This window comes from Micromonospora sp. NPDC005806, from assembly GCF_042871425.1.
Classification (GTDB): domain Bacteria; phylum Actinomycetota; class Actinomycetes; order Mycobacteriales; family Micromonosporaceae; genus Micromonospora.
This window is the reverse complement of the sequence record NZ_JBIAIL010000002.1, coordinates 414,745-426,859: the sequence shown is the minus strand read 5'-3', so window position 1 is coordinate 426,859 and position 12,115 is coordinate 414,745. Positions and strand designations below refer to the sequence as shown.

12 protein-coding genes are annotated in these 12,115 nt (G+C 73.4%); 6 read left to right on the top strand and 6 right to left on the bottom strand.

Going from position 1 to position 12,115, the window contains the following annotated elements; genetic code table 11:
- Positions 1–67: 67 nt before the first annotated feature.
- Positions 68–490, top strand: coding sequence for a preprotein translocase subunit TatB (locus ACFYOS_RS04580; protein ID WP_387136007.1), 423 nt, complete (start codon positions 68–70; stop codon positions 488–490).
- Between the two features lie 76 nt (positions 491–566).
- Here the strand turns inward: ACFYOS_RS04580 and ACFYOS_RS04575 are convergent, their stop codons facing one another.
- The 3 genes from ACFYOS_RS04575 to ACFYOS_RS04565 all read right to left on the bottom strand — a co-directional run bounded on the left by ACFYOS_RS04575 (position 567) and on the right by ACFYOS_RS04565 (position 3,778).
- A complete protein-coding gene (locus tag ACFYOS_RS04575; protein ID WP_387136006.1) occupies positions 567–1,715 on the bottom strand; it encodes an Mrp/NBP35 family ATP-binding protein in 1,149 nt (382 codons plus the stop codon).
- 175 nt (positions 1,716–1,890) lie between these two features.
- The gene (locus ACFYOS_RS04570; RefSeq protein ID WP_387136005.1) at positions 1,891–2,499 is read right to left on the bottom strand and encodes a DUF1003 domain-containing protein; all 609 of its coding nucleotides are present in this window, start codon (positions 2,497–2,499) and stop codon (positions 1,891–1,893) included.
- Positions 2,492–3,778 (bottom strand): magnesium transporter MgtE N-terminal domain-containing protein, encoded by a 1,287-nt coding sequence (locus tag ACFYOS_RS04565; RefSeq protein WP_387136004.1) that lies wholly within the window; start codon positions 3,776–3,778, stop codon positions 2,492–2,494. Before ACFYOS_RS04565 ends, ACFYOS_RS04570 begins: the two co-directional genes overlap by 8 nt.
- A gap of 33 nt (positions 3,779–3,811) precedes the next feature.
- Here ACFYOS_RS04565 and ACFYOS_RS04560 point away from each other — a divergent pair, with 33 nt between their 5' ends.
- Both ACFYOS_RS04560 and ACFYOS_RS04555 read left to right on the top strand, forming a co-directional pair.
- The gene (locus ACFYOS_RS04560) at positions 3,812–4,681 is read left to right on the top strand and encodes a PhzF family phenazine biosynthesis protein (RefSeq protein ID WP_387136003.1); all 870 of its coding nucleotides are present in this window, start codon (positions 3,812–3,814) and stop codon (positions 4,679–4,681) included.
- Between the two features lie 71 nt (positions 4,682–4,752).
- Entirely contained in the window at positions 4,753–5,286 is a 534-nt protein-coding gene (locus ACFYOS_RS04555; protein WP_387136055.1) for a hypothetical protein, read from the top strand.
- A gap of 55 nt (positions 5,287–5,341) precedes the next feature.
- Here the strand turns inward: ACFYOS_RS04555 and ACFYOS_RS04550 are convergent, their stop codons facing one another.
- A complete protein-coding gene (locus ACFYOS_RS04550) occupies positions 5,342–6,049 on the bottom strand; it encodes an HAD family hydrolase (RefSeq protein WP_387136002.1) in 708 nt (235 codons plus the stop codon).
- A gap of 107 nt (positions 6,050–6,156) precedes the next feature.
- On the opposite strand from ACFYOS_RS04550, the gene ACFYOS_RS04545 reads away from it, so the two are divergent.
- Positions 6,157–7,113 carry a DMT family transporter gene (locus tag ACFYOS_RS04545; RefSeq protein ID WP_387136001.1) on the top strand — a complete coding sequence of 319 codons (957 nt, stop codon included), beginning with the start codon at positions 6,157–6,159 and terminating at the stop codon, positions 7,111–7,113.
- A gap of 92 nt (positions 7,114–7,205) precedes the next feature.
- Positions 7,206–9,407, top strand: a complete 2,202-nt coding sequence (locus tag ACFYOS_RS04540; RefSeq protein WP_387136000.1) for an APC family permease — start codon at positions 7,206–7,208, stop codon at positions 9,405–9,407.
- A gap of 3 nt (positions 9,408–9,410) precedes the next feature.
- On the opposite strand, the gene ACFYOS_RS04535 is transcribed toward ACFYOS_RS04540, so the two are convergent.
- Positions 9,411–10,133, bottom strand: a complete 723-nt coding sequence (locus ACFYOS_RS04535; protein ID WP_387135999.1) for a GNAT family N-acetyltransferase — start codon at positions 10,131–10,133, stop codon at positions 9,411–9,413.
- A 49-nt stretch (positions 10,134–10,182) separates the two neighbouring features.
- Positions 10,183–11,007, bottom strand: a complete 825-nt coding sequence (locus ACFYOS_RS04530; protein WP_387135998.1) for an SDR family NAD(P)-dependent oxidoreductase — start codon at positions 11,005–11,007, stop codon at positions 10,183–10,185.
- 130 nt (positions 11,008–11,137) lie between these two features.
- Between ACFYOS_RS04530 and ACFYOS_RS04525 the strand changes: the two genes are divergently transcribed.
- Complete coding sequence (locus ACFYOS_RS04525; protein ID WP_387135997.1) at positions 11,138–12,094, top strand: HpcH/HpaI aldolase/citrate lyase family protein; 957 nt, start codon at positions 11,138–11,140, stop codon at positions 12,092–12,094.
- Positions 12,095–12,115 lie beyond the last annotated feature (21 nt).

Here is a 12,115-nt window from a genome sequence, read left to right as displayed (position 1 = left end):
CGGTCACCCTCTCCCGGACGGCCCCGCGACGTGCGTAGTCTTGCCGTGAGGCGACGAGGAGGCCGGAGTGTTCGAGAACCTGAACTGGTGGGAGATCGGTGCCCTGCTGCTCCTGGCGCTGTTGATCTTCGGTGACCGACTGCCCGCAGTGATCAACGACGGCCTGCGGATGGTCCGCAACCTGCGCAGCATGGCCCGGAACGCGACCGGCGACCTGAGCCGCGAGTTGGGCACCGACATCCAGCTGGAGGACCTGCACCCGAAGGCGTTCATCCGGAAGCACCTGCTCAGCGAGGAGGACGAGCAGGCCCTCCGGAAGCCGCTGCAGGGCATGTACGACAACCTGCGCGCGGACGTCAGCGGCGTGCACGACGACCTGAAGGACGTCGCCAAGGCGGCCGACCTGCGGACCAACGGCACCCGCCCGGCCACCGCCACCGGCGGCACCCCCGCCCCGGCACCCCGCCCCAGCTACGACGACGCCACCTGACCCCACCCCCGGCGCGGTAAACGAAACCGACCCTCCTCGGCAGGGCCGGGGAGGGTCGGGCGGGGGAGCGTTGGGGTCAGCGGCCGGCGGGCTTGAGACCCAGCGGCTTGCCGAGCAGGGACTCGCGGCGCACGGCGAGCCGGTCAGCGACCTGGATCAGCGCCTTCGCGGCCGGAGCGTCCGGCTGGGCCAGCACGATCGGGGTGCCAGCATCGCCGCCCTCGCGCACCCGGGTGTCCATCGGGATCTGCCCCAGGACCGGCACCTGCGCGCCGATGGTCCGGCTCAGCGACTCGGCGACCGCCTCGCCGCCGCCGGCGCCGAAGACCTCCATCCGGGAGCCGTCCGGCAGCTCCAGCCAGGACATGTTCTCGATGACGCCGACCACCCGCTGGTGGGTCTGCAGGGCGATCGCGCCGGCCCGCTCGGCCACCTCGGCGGCGGCGGTCTGCGGGGTGGTGACGACCAGGATCTCCGAGTTCGGCAGCAGCTGGGCCACCGAGATGGCGATGTCGCCGGTGCCCGGGGGCAGGTCGAGCAGGAGGACGTCCAGGTCACCCCAGTAGACGTCGGCGAGGAACTGCTGCAGCGCCCGGTGCAGCATCGGGCCGCGCCAGACGACGGCCGCGTTGCCCGGGGTGAACATGCCGATCGAGATGACCTTCACGCCGTGCGACTGCGGCGGCATGATCATGTCCTCGACCCGGGTCGGGGCGCCGTCGGCGCCGAGCATCCGGGGCACCGAGTGGCCGTAGATGTCCGCGTCCACCACACCGACCGAGAGGCCACGGGCGGCCAGCGCGGCGGCCAGGTTGACCGTGACGCTGGACTTGCCGACGCCGCCCTTGCCGCTGGCCACCGCGTACACCCGGGTGCGGGAGCCGGGCTGGGCGAACGGGATGACCGGCTCGGCGCTGGCGCCGCCGCCGCGCAGCTTGGCCTGCAGCTCCTGGCGCTGCTCGGGGCTCATCACGCCGAACTCGATCTCGACGCCGGTCACCCCGGGCACCGCGCCGACGGCGGCGGTGATGTCGGTACGCAGCTTGTCCTTCAGCGGGCAGCCGGCCACGGTGAGCAGCAGCTCGACGCGGACGACGCCGTCGTCGCCGACCTCGGCGGAACGGACCATGCCGAGCTCGGTGATCGGCCGGCGGATCTCCGGATCGTTGACGGTGGCCAGCGCGGCCTGGATCGCGTCGGAGACGGTGCTGACGGGTGCTGACATGCCCGCAATGCTACGTCGATGGTCATCGGCGACCGCCGCTGGCGGGGGGCGGTGTGAGCGAATCGATGGCGCCGACCGGGGTGGACGGGTGATGCCGCGAAGTGGGACGATCGAGGCGAACGCCGCTCGCCTGGCCCCTTGAGGCGCGCGGCGTTCAATAATTTCCGCGACCGGTTCAGCCCTCGAAGTGGCCGTCGCGGGCGTAGTCGCCGTCCAGCTCGTCGCGAGGCTCGTCGAGCGGCTCGCCGCCGGCCTGCCGCCGGGCCTCCCGCTCCTGCTGTCGGCGCTCCAGTTTCCGCCGGCGCTCCGCCGCCTCGTCCATCTCCTCGGCCAGCCGGGCCAGCTCCGAGCGGAGGAAGTCCCGGGTGGCCACCTCGCCCATCGCGATGCGCAGCGCGGCGATCTCCCGGGCCAGGTACTCGGTGTCGGCCTTCTGCATGGTGGCCCGCCGCCGGTCCTCCTCCAGCGCGATCCGGTCCCGGTCGGCCTGCCGGTTCTGCGCGAGCAGGATCAGCGGGGCCGCGTACGACGCCTGGAGCGAGAGCACCAGGGTCAGGAACGTGAAGGTGTAGGGGTCGAACCGCAGGCTCGCCGGGGCGAGCGTGTTCCACAGGAACCAGGCCGTGAGGACCAGGGTCATGTAGACGAGGAAATTCGCCGTACCCATGCCCCGGGCGATCCCCTCAGCCACCCGGCCGAAGGTCTCCTGGTCGATCCGCGGGAGGCGGAGGCCCCGCGGCGCGCGCGGCTGGTCGAGCCGTTCGCTTCGTCGCTGATCAACCATCGGTGCGCTCCAGGGGCTCCTCGGCAGCGGCGGACGCGGTCGGCACTGCGTCCCGCTCCCGCCAGTCGCGTGGCAGCGAGTGGTCCAGCACGTCGTCCACGGTGACCGCGCCGACCAGCCGGTTGTTCCGATCCACCACCGGCATGGCGACCAGGTCGTAGGTGGCCATCCGGCGGGTGATCTCGGGCAGCGGGGTGGTCGGCCGGAGCGGGTCGATGTCGTTGACCACCACCCCGCCGAGTAGGTCGGCCGGGGGCTCGCGGAGCAGCCGCTGGAAGTGGACCATGCCCAGGTAGCGCCCGGTCGGCGTGGTCAGCGGGGCGCGGGCCACGAAGACCTGCGCGGCCACCGCCGGGGACAGCTGCGGCTCCCGGATCCGGGCCAGCGCCTCGGCCACCGTGGCGTCCGGCGGCAGGATCACCGGCTCCGACGTCATCACGCTGCCGGCGGTGCCGGAGGCGTAGCGGAGCAACTGGCGTACCGGGTTGGCCTCGTCCGGCTCCATCAGGTCGAGCAGCACGTCCTGCTCCGGCGGGGGCAGCTCGTTGAGCAGGTCGGCCGCGTCGTCCGGGTCCATCTCCTCCAGCACGTCGGCGGCGCGTTCCCGGTCCAGCGCGGCCAGGATCTCCACCTGGTCGTGCTCGGGCAGTTCGCTGAGCACGTCGGCGAGGCGCTCGTCGTCCAGCGCCGCCGCCACCTCGTTGCGCCGGGCGTCCGGCAGATCCTGCAACGCGTTGGCCAGGTCGGCGGGGCGCATGTCCTCCAGCACCGCGAGCAGGTTCGCCGTGCCCCGGGCGTCGCCGAAGCTGCCGAGGCCGCGTACCCGGTCCCAGTCGACCTGGTGCAGGTGGCCGCGGCGGGTGAGGCGGCTGGTCTGCTCGCGGACGGCGACCCGGGTCAGCGACCACTCGCCGCCGCGGCTGCACTCCATCGCCACGTCGACCACCGAGCCGGCCTGCCCGGTGTCCAGCTGGACCCGCCGGTCCAGCAACTCCTGGAGCACCAGCAGCTCGTTCGGGCGCTTCTCGAACCGGCGCAGGTTGAGGGTGCCGCTGCCGAGCACGACCGCGTCCGGGTCGATGGAGGTGATCCGGTTGATGGACAGGAAGATGCGCCGGCGCATCGGCATCTCCGCGACCAGGCCCACCACCTCAGGCGGGCGCTGGGTCGGCCGCATCCGGGCGACCGCGTCACGGACCCGACCCACCTGGTCACCGTTCGGGTCGAAGACGGCGACTCCGGCGAGTCGAGCGATGTAGACCCGGTTCGGCGTGCTCACGGGCACCAGCCTAAGGGCCTAGTGTTTATCAACATGTCGACCTTGGCCTACGAGATCGTGGACGTCTTCACCGATCGCCCCTTCGCCGGCAACCCGCTGGCCGTGGTGTTCGGCGCGGAAGGGCTGGCCACCGAGCAGATGCAGGCGCTCGCGTTGGAGTTCAACCTGTCGGAGACGGTGTTCGTGCTGCCGCCGACCCGGGTCGGCGCGACGTACCGGGCGCGGATCTTCACCCCGGCCGACGAGCTGCCGTTCGCCGGGCACCCCAGCGTGGGCGCCGCGGTGACCGCCAGCCGCCGCGGGCTGTTCGAGGCGGGCCGGGTCACCCAGGAGTGCGGCGCCGGGGTGCTGCCGATCGAGGTGACCGCCACCGGCGCGACCCTCACCGGCGGCACCCCCACCCTCGGTCCCGAGCTGGACCCGGAGCCGCTGCTGGAGATGGTCGGCCTCACCGCCGCCGACCACGCCGGTCCGGCACCCCGGGTGGCCGGCTGCGGACTGGAGTTCCCCTACCTTCCGGTTCACCCAGACGCGGTGGCCCGCGCCCGGATGAACGCGGCGGCGGCGGAGCGGTACGGCGTGGAGCATGTGAGCGTCTTCTCCTGGGACGCGGCCACGCAAACTGCGCACGCCCGGGTCTTCGTGCCCGGGCTCGGCGTACCGGAGGACCCGGCCACCGGCTCGGCCGCCCTCGGCCTGGGGGTCTGGCTGGTCGCCAGCGGGCTGCTGCCGGGCGAGGGCAGCTCCGGGTACGCGGTCCGCCAGGGCGTCGAGATCAACCGTCCCTCCGCGCTGGCCTGCACGGTGACCGCTGCCGCCGGCGTGGCCCTGGGCGCGACGGTCAGCGGCCAGGTGGTGCCGGTGGCCCGCGGCGAGATCGCCGTCCCACCCTTCGTGGGCTGACGGGCAAGGAAGGGCCCCTTCTTGACGCCTGCGGTAGCGCAGGGGCCCTGTTGACGGTCCGGACGGCCGGGATGCGGGAGGATGCCGGAGTGAGCGACGAGGTGGACGAGCGGGTCACCGCACCCCTGGTGGACGAGGCGGTCAAGAAGGCGGCGGTCGCATGGGTGACCGTGGCCGGTGGGCCGGCGTACGCGCTGTGGTGCCTGCCGCTGGAGGGCGCGCTCCTGGTGGTCGCCGGCCCCGGCGAGCAGTCCGCGCCCGGCTTGGCCGACGCGGACGCGGCGGAGGTGATCCTGCGCGGCGACCACGGCGGCCGGATCGTGAGCTGGCCGGCCCGGGTGACCCGGCTCCGGCCGGGCACCGAGGAATGGGACGCCGCCGCGCCGCTGGTCGCCGCCAAGCGGCTCAACGCCTCCGGCCCCACCGCCGACCTGGTGGCTCGCTGGGCCGAGCGGGGCTGCGCGCTCAACCGCCTGACCCTGGCGGGCACGCCGGTCGCCGGCGCCGACCTGCCGGCCGACTCGTTGGCCGAACCTCCCCGCGAGGCCCCGGTGGTCCGGGCCACCCGCAAGCCGTTCCGGCTGCACAAGGTCCGGCGCCGTTGAGCGGGCCGCCGTCGTGCCGCACCAGAGGCGTTGAGGAGGGGCCCTTCCTTGCACCTCAGGCGGCCGCGGCGGGTGCGGCGACCGGGTCGAGCAGGTCGAGCACCTCGGCCAGCGAGGTCAGCAACGGGCCGTCCCAGGACCGGTCCGCATTGAAGACCAGGTGGTCGACCAGGTCCGGCGCGGCGAGCCGGACCGCCGTCATGCCGGCCCGTTCCGCGCCGGTCAGCTCCTGGCTGCCGCCGTCGCCGACGTAGAGGCAGTCGGCCGGGGCGAGGCCGAGCCGGCGACACGCGGCCAGGTAGAGCGCCGGATCCGGCTTGCAGCAGCCCACCTGCACCGAGAAGACGCGTACGTCGAGCAGCGGGGCGACCGGGAGCCGGAGCAGGAACGCCGGCAGCTCGTGGGTGCAGTCGCTGATCAGCCCGGTGCGTACGCCCCGCTGGCGCAGCGCGGCCAGCACCGGCACGGCCTCGTCCCGCAGCCGGGTGTCGGCGCGTACGGCCCGGAGGCGGGAGGCGACGGCGGCGCGTACCGCCGCGTCGGTGGGGTGCACGCCGACCTGGTCGCAGACCCAGCGCAGGGTCGCCTCGGCGTTGCCGAGTCGCCCGCTGGCACGCTGGTAGTACGTGCGGTCGAGCACCTCGAACAGGGTGTCGGCCGGGCAGCCGAGCAGCTCGGCGGTGGCCTGGTGCGTCGAGCCGCGCTGGACGCAGCGGGTCAGCGTGCCGAAGAAGTCGAACAGCACGGCCTGGTACCTCGGCATGGGGGAGCGCCTCCGGACGTCGAGGGGAGGGATCGCCGGGACGTGCATGATCGTAACGGAACGCTGACCGTCCGTGGTGTCCACTGTTCGTGTGAGGATTGCTCTCCGTGTCGTCCGCTCCGCACCGCCCGCCGCTCGACGCGCTGACCGCCGGCGCGCTCGTGCTGGCCGTCTCCGCCGTCTCCTCGTCCGCCCCGCTGGTCGCGTTCGCCGCCGCGCCCGCGCTCGCCATCGCCTTCTGGCGCAACGTGCTCTCGGTAGCCGTGCTCGGCCCGTTCTCGCTGGCCCGGCGGCGGGACGAGTTCCGCGCGCTGACCGTCGGGGCCGGCCGGCGGGAGGGACTGTACTGCGTACTGTCCGGGGTGGCCCTGGCCGCGCACTTCGCCACCTGGATGCCGAGCGCGCAGCTCACCTCGGTCGCCGCGGCCACCGCGCTGGGCGCCACCCAGCCGGTGTGGCAGGGGTTGATCGCCCGCTGGCAGGGCCGGCGGCTGCCGGTGGCGGTCTGGGCCGGCATCGCGGTCGCCGTGTTCGGCGCGGCGCTGGCGACCGGCGCCGACTTCACCGTCTCCGGCCGAGCCTTCGCCGGTGACCTGCTCGCCGTCGCCGGTGGCATGTTCGCCGCGATCTACACCGCCTTCGGTGAGCGCGCCCGGGCCACCATCAGCACCACCACCTACACCACCATCTGCTACGGCGTCTGCGCGGTGATCCTGCTGGTGGTCTGCCTGATCGGCGGGGTACGCCTGCACGGGTATGCCCCGACCACCTGGCTGGCCATCCTCGGCCTGGTCGCCGGCGCCCAACTGCTCGGCCACTCGATGTTCAACTACGCCCTGCACCGGGTCTCGGCCACCACGGTCAGCGTGCTGATCCTGCTGGAGGCGCCCGGCGCGGCGCTGATCGCCTGGGTCTGGCTCGGCCAGCTGCCCCGCCCGCTCGCCCTGCCCGGGCTGGCCCTGCTGCTGGCCGGCGTCGCCGTCGTCATCCTCGGCGGAGCCCGCGCCGGCCGCCGTACCGAGCCGGTCCCGCTGCCCGCCGACGCCGCCCCGCTCGCCGACTGACGCCGGCCACCGCGGCGCGTGGTGGCCACACTTTTCCGGAGAGTGTGGCGATTCCGCCTCCCGAGCCGCTGCCATCCGTGAAAGTGCGGAGGGTGGGGGCGCAAGCGGAGCGGCGGGGCGACGGCGAGCCCGATCGGGGCACGCTGGTCACGCCCTCGGCCGAGTTCCCGCCGCTCGGTCCCGAGGAGCGGGCGGTGCTGGGCCGGATCGGGGAGCGCTGGCGCACGCCCCGAGGGGCGGACGAGCTGCCCCTCGACCCGACCCTGGGCCGCAACCGGCCCGGCCCGGCGCCGAGCCGGTTCGGGCGGCTGACCCCGATCGACCTGTTCACCGTGGAGGAACCGGGCGAGCTGTGCGCCACCGCGCCGGCCCACGAGCCCGGCTCCCGGACCGGGCGGGCGCTCACCCGGCTGCGTCGGACGCTGTTCGGGCCGCCGCTGTCCAGTTCCGCCGTGCTCTACGAGCGGATGCGGAAGCTGGTCGCCCTGCCGATCCTCTCCTCCGACCTGCTCAGCTCGGTGGCGTACGGGCCGGAGGCGATGCTGGCCGTGCTGGTGCTGTCCGGCAGCAGCGCGCTCGGGCTCTCCCTGCCGCTGGCCGCCCTGCTCGTGGTGCTGATGATCGCGGTGGGGCTGTCGTACCGGCAGACCATTCCCGCCTACCCGCACGGCGCCGGGTCGTACATCGTGGCCGGTGACAACCTCGGTACGACGGCGGGACTCACCGCGGCGGCCGGGCTGATGCTCGACTACGTGCTCACCGTGTCGGTGTCGATCGCGGCCGGCGTGCACGCGGTCACCTCGGCGCTGCCCGGGCTCACGCCGCTGACCGTGCCGCTCGGGGTGCTGGTGATCGCCGTGCTGCTCGCCGGCAACCTGCGCGGGGTGCGAACCGCCGGCAACATCTTCGTGCTGCCCACGTACGCCTTCGTGGCCGCGGTCCTGGCCCTGCTGGTGGTCGGCTACGCGCGGGCTGCGGGCCGGGGCTTCGCGCCGGTGCCACCGCCGCCCGTGCCGACGGCCGAGGGGCTGGGCCTGCTGCTGGTGCTGCGGGCGTTCTCCTCCGGCGCGGTGTCGATGACGGGCATCGAGGCGGTGTCGAACGCCATTCCGGCGTTCCGGCCCAGGGAGTGGCGCAACGCCCGCACGACGCTCGGCTGGATGGTCGGCATGCTGGTGCTGCTCTTCGCCGGGCTGATCGGCCTGATCCACCTGAACGGCCTGGTGCCCCGATCGGACCAGACCATCCTGTCCCAGCTCGGCCGGCTCACCTTCCCCACCGGGCCCTGGTACGCGTTACTCCAGGCCGCCACCGCGCTGATCCTGTTGCTGGCGGCGAACACCGCCTTCAACGACTTTCCCCGGCTGCTCTTCTTCATGGCCCGCAACGGCCACGCACCCCGCCGCTTCCTGCACCTCGGGGACCGGCTGTCGTTCAACAACGGCCTGGTCGCGTTGGCCGTCACCGCGGCGCTCATCTTCGTCGCGTTCGGCGGACACACCGAGTCGCTGATCCCGCTCTACGCCGTCGGCGTGTTCCTCGCCTTCACGCTGTCGCAGGCCGGCATGGTGGTGCACTGGCGTCGCCACCGGGACCGGGGCTGGCGACACCGGCTGGCGCTCAACGCGGTCGGTGCCACGCTGTCGGGGCTGGTGCTGCTGACCGCCGCGGTCGGCAAGTTCGCCGAGGGGGCCTGGGTGGTGGTGATCGCGGTGCCCGCGCTGGTGCTGATCGCCCGCCGGATCCACCACCACTACGCCGCGCTGCAGCGCGCCCTGGCGCTGCACCCACCGCCGTCCGCCGGGCCCGCGCCGCCCCCCGCGCCCGCGCCGGTTGGCGTGCCGCGCGGACCGGGGGGATCCGCCGAGGGCGAGGAACTGCCCCAGGAGGTACGCCACCTGGTGATCGTGCCGGTGGCCCGGCTGAACCGGGCGTCGCTGCGCGCCATGGCGTACGCGGCGTCGCTGGGCCAGCCGACGCTGGCCGTGCACATCGCCCCCGAGGAGGCCGAGGCGGACCGGTTCCGGGAGCAGTGGCAGGCCTGGGGCGACCGCCTGCGGCTGGAGACCATCGTCTCGCCGTACCGGTCGGTGATCGGACCGCTGGCCCACTACCTGGACGCGCTGCACGCCAGCCGACCGGACCTGACGCTGACCGTGATCGTGCCGGAGGTGGTGCTGCGCCACCGCCGGCACCGGCTGCTGCACACCCGGGCCGAGCAACGGCTCCGGGCCGCCCTGCGGGCCCTGCCGGGGGTGGTGGTCACCAGCGTCCCGGTGCACGTCTCGGAGTGACCCTCAGACGTCCCGAACCTCGAGGACCCGGGTGGTGGGCGCGGCGTTTCCCAGCCCGGCGCGGAGCGCGACGCGCTCGGGATCGACCAGGAACCCGTCGTAGTCGGCCCGCGAGGCGAACCGGATCACGTGCACCTCGGTCTGCCCGTCCCCGGTCCGCAGCCGCCGCTCCAGCCGCCCGCCGTGCCGCCCGAGCAGGGCGAGCACCGCGTCCTCGTACCGTCGGCCGGCCTCGGCCTCGGCGTCGGCGCTCAGGTCGACCAGCGCGACCACCCGGAGCACCCCGGCCGGGTCTTCGACCAGAGGCTTCCAGAACTGGTGATCGACGTGGCCGCCCGGGATGCCGTCCCGGATCCCGGTGTCGGAGTAGCCGTGCCGGCGGTAGAAGTCCGGGGCCTGGAACGAGAACGACGCCACGGAGATCTCGGTGCAGCCCCGCCGGCGGGCCTCCTCCTCGACGGCCCGCAGCATCCGCCCGCCCCAGCCGGCGCGCCGCTGGTCGTCCCGGACCCACACCATGTTGATCCCGGCCCGGCCGCCCCAGGTCCAGCCGGTCAGCCCGGCGAGCAGCCCACCGTCGGGGTCGACCACCCGCACCGACAGGTCGGCCTCGTCGTCGGCGCCGGTGGCGGCGTTGTTGAACCCGGTCAACTCCCGTTCCAGCCAGGCCGACAGTTCCGCGTCCGCGCCGCGGACGTGCAGGCTCGCTCCCTCGTGCTCGGTCATGCGGCGGAGTATCGCAGTGGACCGGACCGCGCCGACACCCGAAAACGCTTCAGGCGTCGACGCCGACGGCCCGCGCACTCGTCGTCCACAGCCGGGCGGCCAGCGCCGGATCGCTCGCCTTGGGCCGGGGCCGGTGGGGCCGCAGGTCGGCGTAGTAGCCGCCGGTGACCAGCCGGGACGGATCCTGGTGGGCCAGCCAGACCAGCGTCTCCGCACCCTTCTCCGGGCTGCGGAACGGCAGCAGTCGCATGCCGAGGGCGACCAGCCGGCTCTCGTTGCCGAACCGGGTGCGCACCACGCCGGGGTGGAACGAGTACGCCGGCATGTCGGGCCAGCGCCGGGCCGCCTCGGCGGTGAAGAGGATGTTCGCCTGCTTGCTGGTGCCGTACGCGCGGAACGACCGGTAGTGGCGCAGCGAGGAGTTCAGGTCGTCCGGGTCGAGTACGCCGCTGCGGTGGGCGTCGGAGCCGGTCACCACCATCCGGCCGATCCGGTCCCGCAGCAGGTTGCTCAGCAGGAACGGGGCGAGATGGTTGGCCTGCATGCTCAGCTCGAAGCCGTCGACCGTGATGGCCGGCTGGAGCACGATCGCGCCGGCGTTGTTGGCCAGCACGTCGATCCGGTCGTACGCCGCGCGCAGCTTCTCGGCGAGCCGGCGCACGTCGTCGAGCACGGCGAAGTCGGCCCGGAACAGCTCCGGACGTTCGCCGCTGGCCTCGCGCACCCGGTCCCCGGCGGACTGGAGTCGGGCCGGGTCCCGCCCGACCAGGACCACCTGGTCGCCACGGCGCGCCAGGTCGACCGCGGCGGCCAACCCGATGCCCGAGCTGGCCCCGGTCACCACCACGATCCGACGCTCAGTGAGATCTTCCACAGGTCCATTCACCCCGGTCACGGGACGAGGTTACCGTGACGTCACAACGGCCTTTGGGATCGTTAAGTTCTCGGTTTCTTCATTTCTGGTGGCGTCGGCATGCCCGCCGGACGCTGGAAGGAGCGCATCCATGGCCGCAGTCGGTCGCCCCCGCCGGTCCTGCCTCGCGGTACCCGGCTCCAGCGTCAAGATGCTCGGCAAGGCCCAGGGGCTCCCCGCCGACCAGGTCTTCCTCGACCTGGAGGACGCGGTCGCCCCGCTGGCCAAGCCGGACGCCCGCAAGAACATCGTCGCCGCGCTGAACGAGGGCGACTGGGCGGGCAAGACCCGGGTGGTCCGGGTGAACGACCTGACCACGCCGTGGACGTACCGGGACGTGATCGAGGTCGTCGAGGGCGCGGGCGCCAACCTGGACTGCATCATGCTGCCGAAGGTGCAGAACGCCGCCCAGGTGCAGTGGCTGGATCTGACGCTGACCCAGATCGAGAAGACCCTCGGCCTGGAGGTCGGCCGGATCGGCGTCGAGGCGCAGATCGAGAACGCGGCCGGCCTGGTCAACGTCGACGCGATCGCGGCCGCCTCGCCGCGGGTCGAGACGATCATCTTCGGCCCGGCCGACTTCATGGCCTCGATCAACATGAAGTCGCTGGTGGTCGGCGCGCTGATCCCGGACTACCCGGGCGACCCCTACCACTACATCCTGATGCGCATCCTGATGGCCGCCCGGATGCACGACAAGCAGGCCATCGACGGCCCGTTCCTGCAGATCCGCGACGTGGACGCGTTCCGCGAGGTGGCCAAGCGCTCGGCGGCGCTCGGCTTCGACGGCAAGTGGGTGCTGCACCCCGGCCAGCTCGACGCGGCCAACGAGGTCTACTCGCCGGCCCAGGCCGACTACGACCACGCCGAGCTGATCCTCGACGCGTACGACTGGTACACGTCGGAGGCGGGCGGGAAGCTCGGCGCGGTGATGCTCGGCGACGAGATGATCGACGAGGCGTCCCGCAAGATGGCGCTGGTGATCTCGGCGAAGGGCCGGGCGGCCGGGATGAGCCGTACCTCGTCCTTCACCCCGCCCACGGAGTGAACCCCACCCGGTGAGCGTGAC

What these genes read in the sequence shown, in the direction of transcription:
- ACFYOS_RS04575 (WP_387136006.1), bottom strand. Translation starts at nt 1,715, where the DNA reads ATGTCAGCACCCGTCAGCACCGTCTCCGACGCGATCCAGGCCGCGCTG.
- ACFYOS_RS04570 (WP_387136005.1), bottom strand. Translation starts at nt 2,499, where the DNA reads ATGGTTGATCAGCGACGAAGCGAACGGCTCGACCAGCCGCGCGCGCCG.
- ACFYOS_RS04560 (WP_387136003.1), top strand. Translation starts at nt 3,812, where the DNA reads ATGTCGACCTTGGCCTACGAGATCGTGGACGTCTTCACCGATCGCCCC.
- ACFYOS_RS04555 (WP_387136055.1), top strand. Translation starts at nt 4,753, where the DNA reads ATGCGGGAGGATGCCGGAGTGAGCGACGAGGTGGACGAGCGGGTCACC.
- ACFYOS_RS04550 (WP_387136002.1), bottom strand. Translation starts at nt 6,049, where the DNA reads ATGCCGAGGTACCAGGCCGTGCTGTTCGACTTCTTCGGCACGCTGACC.
- ACFYOS_RS04535 (WP_387135999.1), bottom strand. Translation starts at nt 10,133, where the DNA reads ATGACCGAGCACGAGGGAGCGAGCCTGCACGTCCGCGGCGCGGACGCG.
- ACFYOS_RS04525 (WP_387135997.1), top strand. Translation starts at nt 11,138, where the DNA reads ATGGCCGCAGTCGGTCGCCCCCGCCGGTCCTGCCTCGCGGTACCCGGC.